The organism is Chitinophaga sp. H8 (genome assembly GCF_040567655.1).
GTDB lineage: Bacteria > Bacteroidota > Bacteroidia > Chitinophagales > Chitinophagaceae > Chitinophaga > Chitinophaga defluvii.
In genome coordinates this window covers 2,418,586-2,439,965 of sequence record NZ_JBEXAC010000002.1, presented here as the reverse complement: position 1 = coordinate 2,439,965, position 21,380 = coordinate 2,418,586, and the positions used below count along the sequence as shown (strand labels likewise).

At 44.2% G+C, this 21,380-nt stretch carries 11 protein-coding genes; 2 read left to right on the top strand and 9 right to left on the bottom strand.

Annotated features, from left to right (window positions below; all coding sequences use genetic code 11):
• Positions 1-78: 78 nt before the first annotated feature.
• Positions 79-1,284, bottom strand: coding sequence for a FecR domain-containing protein (locus tag ABR189_RS23625; RefSeq protein ID WP_354662961.1), 1,206 nt, complete (start codon positions 1,282-1,284; stop codon positions 79-81).
• 96 nt (positions 1,285-1,380) lie between these two features.
• Positions 1,381-1,977, bottom strand: coding sequence for an RNA polymerase sigma factor (locus tag ABR189_RS23620; protein ID WP_354662960.1), 597 nt, complete (start codon positions 1,975-1,977; stop codon positions 1,381-1,383).
• Between the two features lie 246 nt (positions 1,978-2,223).
• Here ABR189_RS23620 and ABR189_RS23615 point away from each other — a divergent pair, with 246 nt between their 5' ends.
• Complete coding sequence (locus ABR189_RS23615; RefSeq protein WP_354662959.1) at positions 2,224-4,596, top strand: ABC transporter permease; 2,373 nt, start codon at positions 2,224-2,226, stop codon at positions 4,594-4,596.
• Positions 4,597-4,677: 81 nt separating this feature from the next.
• Here ABR189_RS23615 and ABR189_RS23610 read toward each other — a convergent pair whose 3' ends face one another.
• The 7 genes from ABR189_RS23610 to ABR189_RS23580 form a co-directional block, all read right to left on the bottom strand.
• Positions 4,678-6,843 (bottom strand): alpha-galactosidase, encoded by a 2,166-nt coding sequence (locus ABR189_RS23610; RefSeq protein ID WP_354662958.1) that lies wholly within the window; start codon positions 6,841-6,843, stop codon positions 4,678-4,680.
• A 340-nt stretch (positions 6,844-7,183) separates the two neighbouring features.
• A complete protein-coding gene (locus tag ABR189_RS23605) occupies positions 7,184-8,311 on the bottom strand; it encodes a metallophosphoesterase family protein (RefSeq protein WP_354662957.1) in 1,128 nt (375 codons plus the stop codon).
• Positions 8,312-8,330: 19 nt separating this feature from the next.
• Positions 8,331-9,386, bottom strand: coding sequence for a glycoside hydrolase family 99-like domain-containing protein (locus tag ABR189_RS23600; RefSeq protein WP_354662956.1), 1,056 nt, complete (start codon positions 9,384-9,386; stop codon positions 8,331-8,333).
• Positions 9,387-9,406: 20 nt separating this feature from the next.
• The gene (locus ABR189_RS23595; protein WP_354662955.1) at positions 9,407-11,008 is read right to left on the bottom strand and encodes a SusD/RagB family nutrient-binding outer membrane lipoprotein; all 1,602 of its coding nucleotides are present in this window, start codon (positions 11,006-11,008) and stop codon (positions 9,407-9,409) included.
• A gap of 13 nt (positions 11,009-11,021) precedes the next feature.
• Positions 11,022-14,393, bottom strand: coding sequence for a SusC/RagA family TonB-linked outer membrane protein (locus ABR189_RS23590; RefSeq protein ID WP_354662954.1), 3,372 nt, complete (start codon positions 14,391-14,393; stop codon positions 11,022-11,024).
• 158 nt (positions 14,394-14,551) lie between these two features.
• A complete protein-coding gene (locus ABR189_RS23585) occupies positions 14,552-15,574 on the bottom strand; it encodes a FecR family protein (RefSeq protein ID WP_354662953.1) in 1,023 nt (340 codons plus the stop codon).
• A gap of 129 nt (positions 15,575-15,703) precedes the next feature.
• Positions 15,704-16,285 carry an RNA polymerase sigma factor gene (locus ABR189_RS23580; protein WP_354662952.1) on the bottom strand — a complete coding sequence of 194 codons (582 nt, stop codon included), beginning with the start codon at positions 16,283-16,285 and terminating at the stop codon, positions 15,704-15,706.
• Between the two features lie 206 nt (positions 16,286-16,491).
• Between ABR189_RS23580 and ABR189_RS23575 the strand changes: the two genes are divergently transcribed.
• Positions 16,492-21,375: a translocation/assembly module TamB domain-containing protein gene (locus tag ABR189_RS23575; protein ID WP_354662951.1), complete on the top strand. Its 4,884-nt coding sequence runs from the start codon at positions 16,492-16,494 to the stop codon at positions 21,373-21,375.
• Positions 21,376-21,380 lie beyond the last annotated feature (5 nt).

Below are 21,380 nucleotides of genomic sequence, written 5' to 3'. Positions count from 1 at the left end.
TTAGATCGCCGATTGTGGAATCAGGTATCGTTGTAATGCATAAAATGTTGTTTTTGGTGATAAATGGAATTTCTATTTTCAGGGCATTACCAGCACCTGACGGCCTTCTACCTTAAAATGAACCTCTCCGGTGGCTTCCAGCATATTAAGCACCTGGGATATATTATTATTCCGGCTGATGATGGCGCCAAATGAATAAGGTTTCAGGCCTTTTTCATAACGTACCTCCACATCATACCATCGGGATAATTGTTGCATGATACTTTGTATATCGGTTTTAACGAAGCGGAAATAGCCGTTCTTCCAGGCCACCGCCTGTTCTATATCAGCATCTGCCAGCAGATTCAGCCTTCCTCCTTCCTCCAGCTGCGCCTGCTGTCCTGGTTGCAACATCAACGTTTCACTGTTGCTGTTGAGCTTCACCTTGCCATTTATCAATGTAGTGGTTACTTTTGACTCATCAGGATAGGCCTGTACGTTAAATGCCGTGCCCAATACTTCTACCGTCATGTTATTCACCTTTACCCGGAAAGGCACCTTCTTGTTGCCTCCTGCCGCTAAAGCATTTGACAGCGGGCGTATCTCAAAATAGGCTTCCCCGGTCAGCTCCACCAAACGGCCGGTATCTGAAAATGCAGTAGGATATTTTAAAGTAGAGGCAGCGTTCAGCCATACCGTGCTCCCATCTGGCAAGCGCAGTTGGTACTGCCCTCCCCGGGGAGTAGTGAGCATATTAAGGCTGACAGCACCGGCACCATTTCCTGTTTCATACTGCAATTGCCCATGCCGCTGGTAGATCGCGGTACTTCCCTGGTGAATCACCTGATTGCCGGCGCTATCCAATGCTACCGTTGACCCATCCCCCAATGTCAGCATCGCCTTGCTCCCGCCAGGCAGTACATCCTGCGCCGGAACCACCACTACATTTATCACCGGCCGTTGTTGCCACCACAGGTAGCTCCCCAGCGCAATGACACCTAGTATCGCAGCAGCAGCCACCCAACGATACCGGCGAAGGACTGGTATTTTCCGTTCCACAGGCTTTCTTACAGTTTCCATTTTATCAGCAGCCAGTATGTTATTGGCAACCGTCATCCACTTTTCACGATCATACGGCTCCGGGTAGGCTGCAGGATCCTGTTGCAGCAATTGTTCTATTGCAGCAATAGCATGATCCGTATTATCCTTGCCTGCCAGATCAGCCAGCTCCGCTAATTCCTCATCAGTAGCGGTGTGTGCTACCAATTGCTCCAATAAATATTGTAAACGGGTTTGTTGTTCCACCGGACAGCATGATTTTGGTTTACAGGAAGGATCATCCCCCCATACTAAAGCAGACAATCTAATAAACCGATGGTACCGAAAAAAGACAATCTTTTTTTAGAGAAAAGTGCCAAAAAGCAATAATAAGTAGGTGTAGCCTGCTTTTTCAAGGTGTTGGCGGATATGTTTCAGGGCCATTACCAGGAGATTTTTAACGGTGCTGACTGCCAGGCCCATTTGCCCGGCAATGGCTGCTATAGAAAGCCCTTGTTCCCGGCTCAGCAGATAAGCCTGCTGTTGTTTTTCCGGTAATTGTCTGACAGCTTCACCTACCAGCAGGATCATCTGCCGGAACTCAGTAGCTTCCCCTGACGGATTTCCAGGCGCCTCCTGGTGTTGATGATAATCGATGTGTGCGATTACCTTGCTGTGGATATTCAGGCGGCGAACATGATTAAGTGCAAGAAAAAAGCCGATTTTGATGATCCAGGAATCCGGTTTGCTCACCAGCTCCAGCTGGTCTCTTGCTATCCATACCTTTAACAATGTTTCCTGGACCAGATCATCCGTTACCGTTGCCGACTTAGTAATACGATAAATTACGGCCTGCAGCCTGGGCACATATAAGTCAAAGAGATCCCGGAACGCCCCTTCATCTCCCGCCGCTACCCTGTCATAGCGTACCTCGCCGGTATGTAAAACATTGTTCGACAATATGCTGTCTTTAGATTGGTTAGTCAACACAATAATAACAATTCTAAAATTAGAAAGCAGGAGACATTTGAAGAAGTGCGCATGAGCCGCTTTTTCAGAGGAGCAGCCAGTTGTCCATAACTGGACGGCATTTGTGCTAAAAGCGGACAAAGTATTGAATCTTATTTGTATAATTAGTTATTAATAAAGCGATTATTAAATGGCATAATGTTTTCTGCACACGGTTGCCCAAATTGCTTCAGCCTTATGTTTTTCAACTATTTCAAAATAGCCTGGCGTAATCTTATCCGTAACAAAACCTTTTCAGCCATCAACATATCAGGGTTAACTGTGGGGCTGGCTTGCAGCCTGTTGATATTATTATGGGTACAGGATGAACGGAGTGTAGATAATTTTCATGCACAGGGTAACCAGCTTTACCTGGTGTACGAACGTCAGTATGCAGACAATAAGATATATGCCTGGTACAAAACGCCCGGCATGCTGGCAGCAGAGATGAAGCGTACCGTTCCTGAAATAGCCTATGCTTCCAACTTTGCCTGGATAGATGACAGTCCTGACCGGCTTACTTTTGAAGGAGCTGATAAGATCATCAAATTTGATGCATGTTATGCAGAGGTGGATTATTTTAAGATGATGAGTTATCCTTTACTGAAGGGCAATCCAGCCACTGCACTCAGTAACCCCGGAAGCCTTTGTATCTCAGAGAAAATGGCCAAAGCATTTTTTGGCAGTGCAGATGCCGCCATTGGTCAATCACTCCGCTATGATAACAGGAAGGACTTAACGATTACCGGGGTATTTAAAGATTTGCCTGAAAATATTTCCGCCAGGTTTGATTGCCTGATCGACTGGTCTACCTTCCTTACAGAAAATAACTGGGCCAAGGATTGGGGAAATGTAGGACCTAATACCCTGATCCTGTTGCGCAAAGATGCGGATCCACAGCTAGTGGCTACCAAGATCAAACATTTGCTGGCTAAGTATGATACGCCCACTCATCGCACAGAGCTGGATATACAACGTTTCGGCGACAGCTACCTGCATGGTAATTTTACCGCTGGGCATATTTCCGGTGGGCGCATCGCCTATGTTAAGCTCTTCAGTGTGGTAGCTATTTTCATTTTGTTGATTGCCTGTATCAATTTCATGAATCTCACGACAGCCCGTTCTACCAAGCGGGCCAAGGAAATTGGTATCCGTAAAGTAGCGGGAGCTGCGCGGCCAACACTCCTGTGGCAGTTTTTAAGCGAGGCTATGCTGATCACGGTATTGTCTGTTTCATTAGCATTGATACTGGTTTATGCGCTGCTGCCCCTTTTCAATCAGCTGAGCGGCAAACACATTATGTTCCCATATGCGAATATCTACTTCTGGATCAGCCTGCTCTGCCTGACGATGATCACGGGACTGGCTGCCGGGAGTTATCCAGCCATTTTACTCTCCTCTTTTCAACCAATAAAGATTTTAAAAGGATCATTGAAATCGGGTCACAACACCGTGAGATTGCGAAAGGGCTTGGTGGTTTTTCAGTTTGTGCTTTCTATCCTCTTCATTACCGGGACGATTGTTGTTTCCAGACAGGTCAATTACATTCAGCAAACCCATCTTGGTTATGACAGGGAAAACCTGATTTATGTACCGCTGGAGGGTAATCTTGCAGAAAAATACAGTGTATTTAAACAGGAAGCGATGAATACACCTGGCATTCAAATGGTATCCCGTATAGGAGAAACCCCTACGGCAATAGGCAGTAGCACCTATGGTGTGGAATGGGATAATAAAGTTCCCAACACCAGCCCTATGTTTACACAAACTGCTACCGGGTATGATTTTGTAAAAACGATGCATTTAAAGCTTGTAGCAGGGAGGGACCTTTCCCCCGCCTTTGCCTCAGACTCTTTCGGTTACCTGGTAAATGAGGCCGCCCTGAAAGTAATAGGTTATCAGGATCCTATCGGCAAATCTTTGACCGTATGGGGGAAAAAAGGGACGATCGTAGGTGTGCTCAAAGATTTTCATTTTTCTTCTTTACACCACCCTATCTTACCCCTTATCCTGAGAAATGGTGAAACAGAACAGTATGGACATATCCTTATCCGTACAGCAGCCGGCAAAACCCAACAAGCTGTGGCCAGTCTGGAAAAAATATGTAAAACATTAAACCCTAAATTTCCATTCACCTATTCTTTTTCTGATGACGCCTATCATAAATTATATCGAAGTGAAGCCATTGTAAGCAAGCTATCTGCCTGCTTTTCCGCGCTGGCCATATTCATATCCTGCCTGGGATTACTGGGCCTGGCCATGTTTACAGCAGAGCAGCGGACCAAAGAGATTGGCATACGGAAGGTATTGGGCGCAGGCATGCTCTCCTTGTTTTCACTATTATCCAGGGAGGTGGTTATGCTTGCCCTCATTGCTTTCCTTATCGCATCCCCGGTAGCCTGGTGGGCTATGAACGCCTGGCTGGAACAATTTGCTTACCGGATTGATATGGCATGGTGGATGTTACTGCTCGCTGTTTTGCTGATCATTTGCATCACAATGCTGACCATCAGCTACCAGAGTATTAAAGCTATACTGGTAAATCCAATAAAGAGCCTGAAAGGAGAATAAGGCATTGATACGCTATCCCGCAATAAAAAATCCGCAAACACTTTAGTAAAAGTATTTGCGGATTCTTTATTTATGCATTTCCTATTCAATCACCCACCAGTTATAACTTTCCGGCGCCAGTGTCACCGTCATCGTAATTTCGAAGCCACGGTTCAGCGGATAGGTTTTTATTGTTTTACCCTGTTCTTTTACTTTAGCCGTTGCAGTAAGCCCTGTGTAGTACAGCGGTACTGTAATAGTTCTGGTAATACTTGTTTTCAGGGGATTGTAAAGGATGAGGAATCCTTTTTCCTTCAGTTGGGAGTTGGCATGCAGGATACCATCCCAGTCGCGGCCATCTGCTCTGCGTAAGTGGATCACATCAGCATTCAGAATATCCCGGTATTGTTTATACCAGCTGATCATATCAGCCACTACTTTTTTCGTTGCTTCTGAATCATATAAACGTGGCCCCCGGTAGCAGGCCTGTATACCAGCCCCATAGTATTGAAACATCAGTTGTTTATAATCATCCAGGTGATCTTTTAATGGTTCCAGAATTGCTTCTGGTCCACCACCCTGGTAACGGGTAAGCGGTACAAATCCCCATCCCATAGAAGGTGTTTTTTCCCAGGTACCGTCAAAGATGTTCTGCCTGTTCAGTATTTTCTGTTGGTCGCGGGATAAAGAAAAATTCACCTCTTTGTAGCCAAGGCCAATTTTATGCGTGCCGTCCAGAAAATACCAGTCGGGCGCATTAATATATACCCCCTGTTCATTAAGCCATCTGTATAATTCTTTTTGTATTTCCATTTGGCGCCATTGGGAGTCTTCCAGTCCTTTGTGGCCAGGATGTGTAGTAGAAGCACAAACATCACCAGGATAAGGACCGTCATTTTCCCAGATATCAAAACCAGTACTTTTGATAAAGTATTTGATCTTATCGCGATAAGCCAATCCCCATTCACTGCCGAAGCAAGGCGCATTGCCGAAAAAGGCACCACCGGGCTTACCGGTTTCCGGGCTGATCACATCATCCTTATCACTGATACGGCGGGAACTGAATAAGGAATATCCTCCTATCATAATCCCCTTGCTGTGTGCATAGGCCGCATTTTTCTTCCAGCGTGCAATATTTGCTGCTGAAGTGTCTTCCATATCCACATGGCTTCCAAAGCTCAGGATCAGTGCTTCATAACCAGTGGCAGCACATTGGTCTATTGCTTCTTTTACCTGCTCATCATTTTTGCTTACCAGGTGCATGAAGATAGGGTTACCTGTAGTCCAGGGAGCAATCATCCTGTACATCTTTCTCACCGCAAGGCCCCTGCGCTCGCGGTCATAACTGTCCATCAGCAATTCATTGGTGCCTACAGAAGTAAATCCTTCTCCGGCTTTCAATATCACATCCGTTACTTTGGCCGGATATACTTCCAGCAAGCAAGGCGTAGTATTATTAAAATTTACCTGGGAGGTATAGGCTGAGTCCATTTTCCAATGTGTAGTCTGATCACTCACATTATATTGCATGGCATTATTAAACGCAAAGTTGGTTTCAAAATAAATGCCCTGTGGTTTCTTCAGTTGTTCAGGTGTACCAATAACTGCACTTTCTTCTTCTACCAGGGCCAGTGTTTCATTTACCACCCGGTTCACCGCAATTGCTTTGCCCGTATTGTTTTCAATAGTGAGCCATTTGGTGATCAATGGCATGCCATCATATATCGCGTAGTGCACCTTTACTGTAACTCCTTGTACGTCACCAGCACCCGCCTTGTAAAAGAAGGTAAGATGCTTTCCCGTAGCCTGCTTTTTATTTGCAGCCCAATAGGTAGCTTTCCATTTAATCCGGGGAGTGATGTCTGTAATTTCATGTTTATAGTACTGGAAATCATTACTGCCAGCAGTAAAGTTTTCCAGCCATGCAGGCAGGAGGTAGGCATTTTCTTTTTGTCCGTAAAGGCCGCCAACATTATACTCCTTTCCGTTCAGTCCCACTATTGCTTCTGGTTTTACTGCACGCAGTAACTGCTGGCCATTGCTCAGATTCTGGTAATCAAAACAGGCTACATTGGGCGAAATGCGGAAGGATCTTTTTACCAGACCATTAGATAAAGTAATATCCTTTCCATTGGCAGTGACCAGTACCGTAGCTTTGTCCTTAACCGGTGTAACCAGCCAGTCTTTTTTACCCTGTTGTTCACCCTGTGCAAAAGCCAGTTGTGTACTAAGGATTATTCCCAGCAACAGTTGCCATCTTTTATTCATACTGTATAATTTGTTTTATGTATCAGTTTAGGATTCTTCTTAACTCCTGATTGTGAGATTGCGGTCGCTTCACCCTCTTGTAAACATGCAGAAGCAACGCTACATCCCGATTTCCGGGCATTTCTTTTACTGTCTGATTTTTGGTACGTGGCACTCCGGGCAAAATACGGGCATTCTGAGGAAAAAAAAAGTTGAGCAGGGGAAGGATCCCCTAAAAACGGCTATATTTTAATTTCACATCATAAAAAAGCAAAATTGTATTGGCAGGAAAATAGGTGAACGCAAAAAGGGGCTGACCAAAAAATAATGGCCAACCCCATATATCACCTTTGCCGGGTTTTTAAGTCAATGCTGATAAGTGTATGGTATTCCATGGTGTTGTGTCCACGTTAGCGTACACAGCCATTGTCACCTCTTTCTCTTCCGTGACCCCAATGGTGGCATATCCACAAAAATCAGCGTATTCATAGTATTTTATAAATGGTTGCTCGTTTGTAAGATTGGTTCTTCTTTCCTCCAGGGAAGCAGGCGCAAAAGCCGGTTCCAGATTTACCAGGCCGGCATTATAAAACTCCACCCCTTTCAGATGATCTTTAATTTTAGCATCTGGTGCAGGAATGACACTTCCCAGGCATACCTGTACAAAATCACCTGCTGGTGTACTTCTTTTCAGGATGCATGTTTTATGCAAGTGCCCACAAAGTACAATTGCATGGTGTTTTCCAAGCAGCTGTAATAATTCCTCCCGTTGCGGCTGTTCAGATGGCTTTGCAAACACATGCCAGTTGGCCCGGGCATTGAATGGCACCACCGGCATATGGATACAAAAAAACAACAGGGATTCCTTATGTGTAGCCAGCACTTTTTTAAGCCACTGCAGGCTTTCATCTGGCGTATAACCATCAAACAGGATAAACCGGACACCTTTATGTACAAACGTAGCATTGGCAGTTGTATTTTTTTGTTTCAACACATTTGCCTGCCATGGCAAAACCGTTTTTACATATGTCTGCGGAGCCCCTTCCCCCGTTATATCATGATTTCCTTTTATAACAAAAAAAGGGCGGTCCAGTTGTTGCGCAGCTATAAAATCAATGAACTCTTTCGTTTGCTGTTGTGCCAATGCCTCCGTACCGCAAAGCCCCTCCACAAAGTCGCCCAGCTGCAGATAAAACGCAGCATTATCCCTGTTTCCCTGCTGTTTAATCACATTCATCAATAAGGGCAGGTTTTCACGGGTGATACGGGAATAATTCCTGATCTGGTTCCAATCTCCCGCATATTTAGCATTCACATACCCGGTATCGTGATGTTCCAGCTTATCAAAATGGAGGTCGCCCAGCAATACAAAATGAAACCCTTTACCACGGGAAGGCGTAAAGTTCAATGCAGCAGCCCCCAGTGGCAACATCGCTGCTAGCATTCCAAGAGAGGTTGCAAACTTTCTTCTGTTCATAGTATGACTCATCGTAATTCAGCTTTTACCGTTATAATACTTTTACTTTAAACTGGGCTTTGGTAACTCCCAGGTAGGTAGTTCCATATTCTTTTGCAGGCTCCAGACTGGTGCCTGCCTGGAAATTATTCCAGGAATTAATCAGTACGATTCTTTTACTGCCCATATTGTGTTTAGCCACGTTACAATAAGTTTCATAAAATGCAGCATTGCCACCAATGTTATACAATTTACTGGCAGGGGACATTGTTTTATCGTTGAAGCCGGGGAAAATGCATGGTACATAATCTACGTTCCAGTTTGTGGTAGAATCTTTCCAGTTTTTCCAATTAATGTCACTAAAAGCATTAAAGAATACAGACCTGTCGTATACATCGGTAGACCAATTACTAAGGCCTACTGCATCCATCGCCTTGATTGCCGGTGCATAACGGATGGGGGGTAACCATCCGGAAGTAATTTCTCCAATCACGTACAAGTCGATTCCTTCCTTTGACATTGCTTCTTTCAATACAGGCAATACAGCAGCATAGTCTATACTTGCCGCAGCATTCGCAGATAAATTAAGCGGAGAGATCAGTATCACGGGCCTGCCATCTATCTTATAATAATACGCCTGATTAAAATGTGCAGTTGCCAGTGTTTTAAACTCGTTCAGAAAAGTATTGAGTTTAGCTCCTGTTAATGGTGAATTATTCGTTGCCGACAGATGTGCCATATTAAAGTTGATCACCATCTTCACCTGGTTGTTTCTGCCGGTAATAAAACTTTTTAAAAGCGGATCACCTGTTGCCGCACCATTCCAGTTGAATATAAAGAAATCTACGCCTCCTTCATCTGCCCATTGACGATGTTGGGCCATTACAGCGGGATCCAGCGCGGAATATTCTCCTGCTACAGGAGTATTAGAATACTTCTTCGCCCAATCTGCAGCCGAGTAGTTATAATAATAAGCTCCCACGTTCACATTTTCCGTAATTGGTACGGGAGTTATTTCATGATTAAAATCTGGAGGAAGATTTGTTGCCTCCTTTTTACAGGACATCATCAAAAAACATACAACCGCTATATATAGTACTGTTCTCATCACTGGTAGTTTAAATGAAATTAGTAAGGTAAAAAAGGGTTTTTCTTATTAGGAAGCGCGAACCATAGTTTTGTAAAAAGGTCGTCTGCCCCTTCCAGCCAGGGAATAGCTTTTTGTACTTCCGCGGCATTAATCTGCAGTTCGGTAGACGGATATAAAAGCCTGTTGGGCAGATAAGCATACTCACCTTCATAGGTAGCAAACTGGGGTTGAAACTCCAGTACCCTGGTACGTCTGATGAGTGCCCAGGCATCAATTCCCTGTCCTGGCATGGCCAGCCATTGCTGCATTATTATCTGGCGGAGATGATCTCCGGCAGGTATAACACTGCTGCAAATCTGCAACCAGTCCTGAAAATCGGCCCCATGCCCTGTAGTATCCGAAGCGCTGCCCCATTGAATACCTGGTGTATTTTTATAGGCAGTAGCCTGGGCTGCTGACAGCCCATAACGGTTAAAAGAAGCATCTATACCATCATAATAAAGTTGCGAAGGCGTGCTGCCCCACCAGCCTTTTAGAGCCGCTTCCGCTTTCAGAAAACAAGCCTCTGCATAAGAAAGGAATACATATTCTGCATCCATTTTCAGGAAACGTTCTCCTATATAGGAATAATCGTCCTGCTTCAATCCAGTGTGAGGATTTACCAGGCCGGCGCCTGCATAAGCACCACCTCCTCCGTAAGAAATATTCTGGCCAAAATAGTTCCCTTTCTGTGGGCCCTGTTTGGCCGGTTGTGCGTATATACTCAATCGTGGATCATTATAAGGGGCCATATGATAAATGAGTGATTCATTTATTACGGGAATGGTGGCTTTATTGGCAGTGTAATTATAGATCACACGGTCGTACAATGGGCTCCAGGTATCGCTGGTAGTACCCCATTTAGCCGCCGCAGTTTCCTCCTGTGCTGTCATGGTGAAAGCCGCCTGCTCATATATCTCTGTTACCACTTTCTTTGCCAGTACGGGATCACCATTAGGAGCAGCATTAGAGATGCGCATGGCTATACGCAACCGTAAGGTGTTGGCAAACTTTTTCCATTTAAGCAGATCTCCACCGAATACCTTATCTGCATTGGCACTATATTTATCACCCGACAGATCAATACCATCTGCCAGTATTTTCAGGTCTTCCAGCAGTTTACGGTATACTTCCTGCTCCTTTGTATATGGTACTGCGGCTGTGCCTTCCAGGGCACCTGCCATAGGTATGCTTCCCCAGATAGATACGGTATTGGAATAAATAAAGCTTTTCCAGATACGCGCAATCAATACCCTGTTGGCATAAGCAGGATTGTTCGCATACTTTATTTCAATCTGGTTCACTGGTTGCAAACAATTAATGTAAGTTGTTTTCCAGTAAGTGTTATTATCATTTGCACTATAGGTATACCGTTGAAATTCTCCCTGGAAGCCTGAGTAATAATGGGTATAATTAAAAAACACGACCCTGTTCATGGCGCCGCCATAGAGGTTCATCGTTTCAAAAATGGCAGTTGTCAGTAAAAAGTCCGGCTCCACGATATCTGGATTGTTAGGATTTTTGTTGATAGTTCCTAAATCTTTCGTGCAGGCAGCAAAGCTTAAAATAAGTATGAATAAAAATCCGGTAATTGCTTTCATCTGTTGTAAGGCATTAAAGCGTAAGTTTAAAATTGAACCCGTAGATGGCATTGGGAGGCAGTGACCCATTTTCTATTCCTTGCCCATTACCCGCTGTAGAAGCCGCCTCCGGGTCAATTCCTTTCGGTGTTTTGCGATATAGTATAGCCAGATTACGGCCGGCAAGTGACAGCCTGGCTCCTTTTACGGGTGTGCCGGTGAACATTTTCTCCGGGAAATTATATCCCAGTGTTACCTCTCTGAGTTTGATAAACGAAGCATCATAAATGACGAACTCTGCATAATTGGGTCTGGCATATTCATAATTCTGAGGAGTAACAAATTTGGTATTAGGTGTACCATCTGCAAAGTAAGCATCCCATCTTGCGCCTCCACTCAGCTCATTATTGTTTTCGCCAAAAATAACGGAGTGTTTATAAAAGTCGTCCCGGCCATATAGCGTTTCTGCACTCACCCCATTCGTCAGCATCCGGGACATGGTACCGGAATACAGCACGCCTCCCATTTTGATATCGAATAAGCAACTGAAATCAAAGCGGTTCAGTTTAAAAGTATTGCTTATTCCCCCCAGCCAATCCGGTGAAGCGGTACCAAAAGCCATATCATTATCCTTTACCAGCAGGGAACCACCATTTTCAATCAGCATACGTCCTGCTTCATCCCTGGCCACCCCAAGCCCTCGCAGGTAACCATAAGGCTTACCCACCTGCGCATATACATAGAGATAACTGGAATTATTATTTAGCTGGAAGCGGTCTACACCTGCTATCAGTTCTTCTACCCGAGAGTTATTCCTTGCAAAGTTGAGCGCCACATCCCATTTAAACTTTTTCCGATCCATCACTTTTGCTGAAGCCATTGCTTCATATCCCCAGTTCCTGATTTTACCCGCATTATATATTCTCTGCTGATAACCGCTGGAGGCTGGTAGCTGGGCAGTAATGATCTGATTGGAGGTACCTGAATTATAGTAGGTAGCATCCAGGGATATCCTGTTATTAAATAATCTAGCATTTATGCCCCATTCATAAGAACTTGTCTTTTCCGGCTTCAGATCAGGATTATTCATTGTAGTAGATAAAGAGGCCAGTGTAGCCCCATCCAGGAAGCCATTAAATGAATAAGTCTGATCAAGGCGGTAAGGATCCGTATCACTTCCTACCAATGCAATAGAACCTCTTACTTTAAGAAAGCTCAATGCGTTGCTGCGAATACCCAGCAGATCGCTCACAATCAGGGAGCTTCCCACAGAAGGGTAGAAATAGGAATTATTGCCTTTGGGCAGCGTAGAAGACCAGTCATTCCGGCCAGTGATATCCAGAAATGCCAGGTTGCGGTAGCCGAGAGAAACGGATCCAAATAGTGCATTAATCTCCTTTCTTCTGATAAATTGCGTAGCAGTGGGGTATTCTTTTGCATTAGACAAGTTGATCAACCCTGGTTGCAACAGGGAATTAACCCTTTGTTCCCTTCTTTCAAAGCCTGATGTATAAATATTACCCCCAAAATTAGCCAGTATCGAGAACCGGTTTATATTTTTGTTGAAAGAAAACAGTCCCTCCAGGTTCATGTTCTGTTGCCGGGAGTTGAAAGTGCGCATAAAACCATTGGGGTTGCTGGCAACCACGGAACCAATATTGTTAAACTCAAAACCTTCCCACCAGAACACATCTGCACCAAAGCGGCCATTGAACTTTAACCATGGGGTAAACTTTACCGTTGAATTAAAAGAAGCAATCACCCGGTCCTTTACATCCTTATTAGGATTTTCATTGATCACCCAGTATGGATTACTGAAATTACGGTGTGTACCAATTTCCATCCCTGTAGCTTCATCCTTATAATCATACAGTTCAGATAAATCGGTACTCCTTGCCATATGGGTATAAAGGTTGGTAGGATTACGTCCATTACTATTGGAGTATTGACGGTTATTTACAATGTCCCGTATGTAGTTAATCTTTGAATCGAGGGATAACCATTTGGTAAAATTGTTTGCTAACCGGAAGTCAATGGAATGCTTCATCATATTATTGAATCCTTCCACTACACTGGTACCATTGTAATTGGTGTAGGCCAGCCGGTATATATTGGCTGCATTCCCTCCTTCTACAGATACTGAATTGGTAAATAACCGTGAGGTAGAATAAAAATTCTTCACATTGTCAGGATGAGGTAAATACGCTTTCTCTGTTCCATCCAGGGCAATATAGGGTTGCCCCATCATAGGTGATCCCCAGCTTCTGTAGTTCACATTTGCCTTAGGAATCCTGTTGGTATTATCAATCGCAAAAGAGGTTCCAACCCCATAAGCATTCTGGTATTCAGGGAACTCTGTCAGTTTCTGGAACATCATGCTGGAGGTAACAGTTACCTTAAACTTTGTGGAACCGGCTTTGGTGGTAATCAGGATCACCCCATTTGCCGCCCTTGATCCATACAATGCAGAAGCATTGGGGCCTTTTAATACCTGAATGCTCTCTATATCGTCGGAGTTGATATCAGCAGCATTACTTCCATAATCCAGGCTGCCGGCATCTCCGGGTTCATTGTCTATTGGCATTCCATCCACGACAAACAAAGGCTGATTATTGCCAGTGAGGGAATTATTGCCACGGATGATCACCCTGGTAGATCCTGTATTAAAACCTGAAGGTATCACTTGCAAACCTGCTACTTTTCCGGAAAGGGAATTGATCAGGTTCGTGCTTTTGGTTTCATTCAGGGCATCTACATCCACACCTTGTGTAGTATAGCTCAATGCTTTCACTTCTCTTTTGATTCCCAGCGCTGTTACCACTACCTGCCCTAGTTCCACATTCTTTCTGGCCAGCTGAACATCTATTATATTCCTGCCTCCAATCTGTTCCGTCAGCGGCTGAATACCCATATAACGGAATGTTATCTCCGTAGCATCTTCCGGCACTACAACAAAATAATTCCCCCTTTCATCCGAACTTGTATGAATAAGTTCACCGGCACCTGATTTAACAGTCACCCTTGCCCCGATGAGCAACTCACCGTTACTATCTTTTATATTTCCAGTAAGGGTATCCAGGCTACCCGTTTTCGATTGTTGGCGCGGTGTGGCAATGATCAGAATACTTTTCCCTTTTTGCAGGTAAGTAGTACCAGTACCAGCTAATAGTTTTTTGAGTACACTGCTGATTGTTTCATCAGCTGCAATAATACTGATATGCTTGTGCTGATCTAATACTTCATGGCGGAACCCGATGGTAAGCCCGGATTGTTTTTCAATTTCACGGAAAGCCTCTTTAATCGGGCGATCGTTCAAATGCAAAGTCACTTTTGTAATTTTCATATCCTGGGCAAGTAACTCCCTGGATGTAGCCAGGATACAAAATACCGTTAGTAATACACTCAAGATCCCGGGCATTTTTTTTCGAAACCTCACAAAAACTTTCTTGTTTCCTGCGATTGGTTGCATAAATTTGTTTTGCTTTTAGTCATTAATGATATTGATGGCTTATTCAGCCGTTCTGCTCCTAACAGGACGGCTTTTTCTTTATTTCCAGTTGTTGGCTAATGTTTATCCCGGAGTACGACAATACTGTCTTTTCGTTGAAATGTTAATGCTCCCAGCAGCCGAAGCTGGTCCAGTGATTCATCCAGTGTAAGCTGGTCAAATGTCAGGGAGTATTTATGCTGCCATACAACAGGGGTGGTAGTGGTAAATTTTACATTATAGTTCCTGGCAAGTGTATTACATATCTCTTCCAACGTTGCTTCCTCAAATACCAGTTTATTATCTTTCCAGCCAACCATCGCTGCAGCATCCACCTTACTCACCCGGAACAACGTATCCCTTGTCTGGTATCCCACATGCATTCCCTTTGTTAATATCACTGGTGTCAACTGCTTTTCATCCTTTCCTGTCTGCGCCACTTTCACTTTTCCATTTATCACTGTGATGTCAATACTTTTATCTTCCGGATAAGCTTTTACATTAAATGCCGTTCCCAATACGGTAGTTCTCACCAGATCAGACAGTACAATGAAAGGCTTGCGGGGGTCATGCTTTACTTCAAAATAGGCCTCGCCGGTAAGCTTTACACAACGTTCATTCCCCGCAAAATCTGTCTGAAAAGCCACCTGGCTACCAGCATTCAACAATACCTTTGAACTATCCGGGAGCATCATAGTACGCCGTTCCCCTTTGGCAGCTGCAAAGACAATCCATGTTTTATTTCCCGGTTTACTTTGCTTCCGGAACAAGCCCCAGCCCGCCAGTATTAACACAAACACCACCGCCACACGGGAAAGCCAATAGCTCATTTTTATGGTCCTGCCAGCTCTTGTTTTGTCCAGTCCTTCTCCTGTGACAGGCGTCTGCTTAAGTACGCTGGTAAGTATACGTTCCCTTACCCCCTCCGGCAATCTGTTGTCCTCAGTACCTGCCCATTCTCCATAAGGCAATAACAGGTCATCCATATCATGGCGCTCCTGTTCCAAATAGTTCAGCAACTGTTCACTCTCATCAGCTGTTGCAGTCCCTTTTAAAACTTTTCTAAAAAGTATTTTTATTTGTTCCGGTTCAAGTTTCATTATACTACAGGGTTATAGGATGAAATATTTATCTCCTGTTAGTATATACACAAAAAGAAATGGTACCACGTAGCGTGGTATGTTAACTTAATATTAACCCTTGGGGAGCGTGGAAAGAAAAATAGAAATTCAACGGAATATAAAAAGGAAGAGTATCAGGCAGGCATCCTTTAATTCTCCCCGTAGCACAGATAATGCATTGGATACATGTGTTTCTACTGTACGCACAGATATCCCCATTTTCTGTGCAATTTCTTTATTGGACAACTGGTGTTCCCGGCTTAGCACAAATACTTCCCGGCTTTTGGGGCCCAATTTTTCAAGAACATGGCGGTATTGCTGATATACCTGTTTATAATTTATCTTTTGGTGCACTTCTGCCATCACTGGTATATTTTCCTCCATTTCTGCCACTGTAGATACGGCAATAGCTGCTTTTTTTCTGGCGAAATTCAATATATGATTACGGGTTACCGTAAAAAGAAAAGCCTCAAAATTGGCTGCAACATCTATCTGTTGGCGGAATTGCCAGACCTTCAAAAAAACATCCTGCAGTAATTCTTCCGCATCTTCAGGATTCCCCACCATCTTCCGGCAATAATTAAATACCTTCTTCCCAAACAGATCGAAGACATCCTTCAGCGCCTGTTCAGACCCATTACACAGATCAGGTATTAATGATGGTGGAATATTAATTTGCTGATAACTCATGACCCCTAATATGGCCCTAAAAGTAATCTTCCAACATTAATTGAAAGTTAAACTTCAATATTTGCTGTCCATGTAACCAGGTAAGTGGCAATCTTAGCCTCCCAACTGAAGGTGCAACCTCAGCACCCAATTTAGGAGAGAAATTACGTCAATAAAAAGATATAAACTATATTCACAGCGATACCCCGCATCGCCAGGGGATAAATATGATCAGGAAGTGGACGAAGCGCATATTTAAATCGCTGGCAATAATAATACTGATCTTATTAGTATTGCTGGTAGTACTGCACATCAGATGGACCCAGAGTGCACTGACTCACTATGCAACCAAATACCTTCACCACAAATGGGGCACCCAGGTCAGCATAGGCCATATCCGGTTTACCCTTCCTTACCGGTTTGAAATAAATGATATTTACCTTGCTGACCAGCACCAGGATACATTACTATATGCGAAACAGCTACTGGTTTATCTGGATATGAAGTCTCTCTTCAATAAACAGGTGTGCATTAATACTGTACAGTTGAAAGCTGCCCGCGTCCATCTCTACCGGGATAGCACCGCAAAAGTGTTCAATTACGACTATATACTACCGGTTTCCTCGCCGGAAGCTGCGGGAAGCGTTAGCAAGCCACTCCGGTTAAAGGAACTATTACTGGAAAACGTACGTTTTGATTACCGAGATGATATCGCAGGTACCAGTGTCAGCATACAAAGTGGACATCTTTCGGCCACTTTATCCGATGCTGACTTGTTTAAATACAAGCTCCGCTTTGCTACCAGCAACTGGGAAAATACGAGTGTGTTGGTAAAATCCTACCGGGCAGCTACTTCTGCTTCCTTCAATAAAACGGTTGGTCCGGAAGATACGCTGGATATTATTCCAGGACATATCCATGTGCAGAACAGCCATGTTGAATTCAGAGATGAGGTTACCCGTTCCGGTACCAACGTACAGATAGGAACAGCCAAAGTGAATGCGGATGTATTCTCCCTGGATCAGGAGAGGATCTCTGCTGATTCGCTGTGGGCAGATAATGTACAGGTGCGGGTACACCTCGATGAACAATCCGCTGCTATTACCACACAGGACGACCCGGGATGGAAAATAAACATCGCACATGGACAAATCTCCAATAGCAGGTATAAAATGGATGATCCTTTAAGTACGCCGGTATTAAGAGGAATGGACTACAGACACCCCGATTTACAGCAGGTACAAATACTAATGGACAACTTCATATGGAGTGATACTTTGTCAGCGGCAGATATCCACCATCTCTCTTTTAAAGACAAAAGCGGCTTTCAACTGGATTCCCTTCAAACAGACCTGGCCTACCTCTCCACCACAGGAATAAAATTCTCCCATCTCTTGTTGAAAACCCCGCAAACCTATCTCTATGGTACTAGCCATGGGGTTAATACTGCAATTCGTCATTCGTATCTTAGTATACACGATCTGCTCCTGCTATTTCCAGTGTTGGAAAACTACCGGATTATCCAGCAATATCGCCGTACAGGATTATCGGTATCCGCTAACCTTGAAAACAGGCAAGGCCATTTCTATTTTACGTCCTGCAACCTGACAGGCCTGCACGGCTCCCTGATAAACATGCACGGCGATATACAAGGGTTGAGCAACGCAGATAATATCCGGTATCAATTACATATTACCGATGCACGTATTCCTGAAAAAGACCTGGCCATATTATTACCTGCTGCTTCATTAAAACAGTTACGCCTCCCCGCCTATGTCAGGATAAATGGATCATTCAGTGGTTCCGTTAATGAAGTGCGTACCAATTGCACAGCATTGACTAATAAAGGAAACATGACTCTATCCGGAAGTCTGAAGTTTCAGGATTTAAATGCTATTTCCTATAATGTATCTGCCAATACTACCGCATTGCAACTAGGCTACTTCCTCAAAAAAGATTCGCTGATAGGAGCAATCACCGGTACCCTTCATGCAGCAGGCAGTGGCTTTTCCCTTGAAAAAACGAATAGTATAATAGAAGGCTCTTTTAAAGAGGCCATTGTAAATAATTATGCCTATCAGGACATTCAACTTCACACAAATATCCACCATGGTACCCTGCACGGTGAATGGCAAATCAATGATCCCAACCTGAAGGTACAAGGCAACGCCATCCTGCAGGCGGATAATCGGCTTACCATCCGGATGAATGCCGATTCCGTGAGCCCGGCTGCATTACATATCTATAAGGATATCACAGGCGTAAAAGGAAAACTGGAGATGGAAATGGAGAATGTAAAAATGGCACGCCCACCTGGGTACTTTAGCCTGAATGATCTCACTGTAACTATGGATACTTCAAACTTTCATCTTGATAATATATCCGGTCATACTTCTTTACAGGGCAACCAAAGAAGTACCCGGTTCCAAAGTGACTTTGCTGCAATAACGGTTAATGGAAAAGATGATCATTTAAAAACAGCTAAACACTTCCTGACCCAATTGCAGGCTTATGTACACGATTCCATTACAACGGTAAAAGCGGCTCCTTTTACCTTGAAAGCCGTCATCCGGGAACATCCCCTGCTGACTAAATTATTTCCGGAGTATACGCTGTCCGATTCACTCCAGGTATCACTGGTATATGACTCGTCAACAGTAACGCCACTTCAGGGCAGTATCCTTGCATCCAGAATAAGCGCAGGAGCCCTGAAAATGGACAGTGTGAAAGTATGGTTGAATGGTACTGCTGATCAGCTTCAGTTTACCAGCGAGGCCAGACAGGTCATGTTTGGACAACAGCCACTCTATCAGGTCAATGCACAATTAAAAGCCGGACACAATCAGGCTGCATTAATCCTGGACAACAAACAACCAGGCCAGCAACAACCCTGGTTTCAAATAGGACTGACAGCAAGTGCGGAAAAAGGCAGGTATCGTTTTCACCTTACACCAAACAAACTCATCACAAATTACCTGCCTCTCACCATCAATGAAGATCATGCTATCTGGTATTCACCCAAAGGGCTTCAGGTAAATCATCTTCAGCTATCAAGTGATACAACGTCTGTTTACATCAACAGCGCTATACCTCAGGGAAATGCACCTTTACAGATAACCATCAGCCAGCTCCAACTGGCTACCTTAATGAAACATCTTGGCCAGGATACTGTTTTGGAGGGAACAATAAACGGACAAACGATCATCGATGGGCTCCAGGACAGCATCATTCATTACAAGGGCAACATTGCTATAAAAGATATACGCTTGCGGCAACAGCCTGTGGGTGATCTCCAACTTACAGTTGCAGCAGGGGAAGCCCATCAGCTGGATATCAAAGGCGCACTCACAGGTAATGGCACCAATATCAATGTTAAGGGTACCTATTCCTTAAACAACGCTACACACCCTCTTCAACTGGATGGCTCCCTCGACCCACTCCCCATGCGCTTATTGGAAACTTTCAGTAATGGTATGCTGGATAGTACCGGTGGGCAACTAACGGGAAAAATAGCGGTAAACGGCACCCTTATGCAACCTTTAGTGCAGGGGAAACTGGATTTTGATAAGGTTGCATTCAGAATTCCTGCCTCCAATATGCATTACCATATTGAGCAGCAAACACTGACTTTCGAAGATCAGCAAGCCAGCTTTCATGATTTCGAACTCAGAGATCCCAGGAATAAAACATTATACCTTAGCGGAACAGCCGGATTTCAAAACGGTCTGCTTCAGCCACAGTTAAACCTCCATGTTAAGGCAGATGATTTTCAATTGCTGGATGCCCCTGCTATTAATAATCCACTTGTTTTTGGAACAGCCTATGTCAATACAGCACTAAAAATAACCGGGAATGCCCGCAAACCTGTTATAAAAGGTGATATCCGTTTGAACAAAGATAGCAGGATCACTTACGTAAACCGGAAAGATACCCAGCTGGAAGATGAAACCAAACGTCTGGTCACCTTTAGGGATTTACGTGACCCTGTGGAAAAAACACGTATCCTAGCCGCCTTACGGCAAACACTTCCGCCGGATTCCCTCCAGCAGGAAACAGCCGGGGGCAGCAGTTATTTCTCAGAGATTGATATGAACATCACTACCGACTCCACTGCTGCCGTTACCATTGTGTTGGATGAAATATATGGTGACCAGCTTAGTCTGAAAGGAGATGCCCGCCTGCATACCAGCGTCCTGCCCAGCGGAAAGCTCAGGATGAGTGGAGTGTATTATGTAGGAGATGGTACTTATGATCTTACTTACCAGCAGATACTCCGGCGAAAATTTACGATAGACAAAGGCAGTACAATTACCTGGGCCGGAGATCCTTACAGGCCACAATTCGGTATACGTGCCAGATACGAAGTAAAAGCGCCTCCTCTTGGGCTGGTAGAAACATTGGTCACAGATGCGACTTCACTGGAAGCATACCGGCAACCACTCCCTTTTAATGTGCTACTCAAAATCGATGGTAACTTCTCCCGTCTTAATATTGGTTTCGATATTCAGGTGAAAGAAAGTGATGAACCCGTATCCAAAGAAGTACTTTCCAATGTAAATGCACAACTATCCCAGTTTCGCAGTGATACTTCTGTGATGACTAAACAGGCATTTGCGTTATTGCTGCTGAATCAGTTTATTTCTAATCGGGGACAAAACATGTTTGCTACCGTGCGCCCTGCCAATGCTGTACTTGGCAGCGTGAGCCAGCTATTGGCAGAAGAGTTGAACCTGCTGGCTGCCGGCGTACTCAAGCGTGCAAATATTTCTCTCAAAGTTAATCCCTATGCAAGCTATCTCTCTACCAGCGACAAACTACTGGCAGGCGTAAATGTGGCCCTGACCAAAAAGATGATCCAGGACAGACTGGAGATCAGCCTGGCTAAAAACTTTGATTTATCGGGTTATGCATCATCTTCGTCACAAATGCTGGATAACATAAATGCCAGCTACAAACTTACCAACGATGGCCGTTTCCGTATTAAGGTATATCGTAAAAATGCACAACAGGTGATGCTGGAAGGCCTTGTTGTTGAAACCGGTGTCAGCTTTATTATTACCATGGATTATCAGCGGTTCAGAGAACTGTTCCGCTCCTCAAAAAGCCAATAACATTT

Coding starts and splice junctions, on each gene's coding strand:
- ABR189_RS23585 (WP_354662953.1), bottom strand. CDS start 15,574: ATGAAACTTGAACCGGAACAAATAAAAATACTTTTTAGAAAAGTTTTA.
- ABR189_RS23580 (WP_354662952.1), bottom strand. CDS start 16,285: ATGAGTTATCAGCAAATTAATATTCCACCATCATTAATACCTGATCTG.
- ABR189_RS23605 (WP_354662957.1), bottom strand. CDS start 8,311: ATGAGTCATACTATGAACAGAAGAAAGTTTGCAACCTCTCTTGGAATG.
- ABR189_RS23610 (WP_354662958.1), bottom strand. CDS start 6,843: ATGAATAAAAGATGGCAACTGTTGCTGGGAATAATCCTTAGTACACAA.
- ABR189_RS23615 (WP_354662959.1), top strand. CDS start 2,224: ATGTTTTTCAACTATTTCAAAATAGCCTGGCGTAATCTTATCCGTAAC.
- ABR189_RS23595 (WP_354662955.1), bottom strand. CDS start 11,008: ATGAAAGCAATTACCGGATTTTTATTCATACTTATTTTAAGCTTTGCT.
- ABR189_RS23600 (WP_354662956.1), bottom strand. CDS start 9,386: ATGAGAACAGTACTATATATAGCGGTTGTATGTTTTTTGATGATGTCC.
- ABR189_RS23575 (WP_354662951.1), top strand. CDS start 16,492: ATGATCAGGAAGTGGACGAAGCGCATATTTAAATCGCTGGCAATAATA.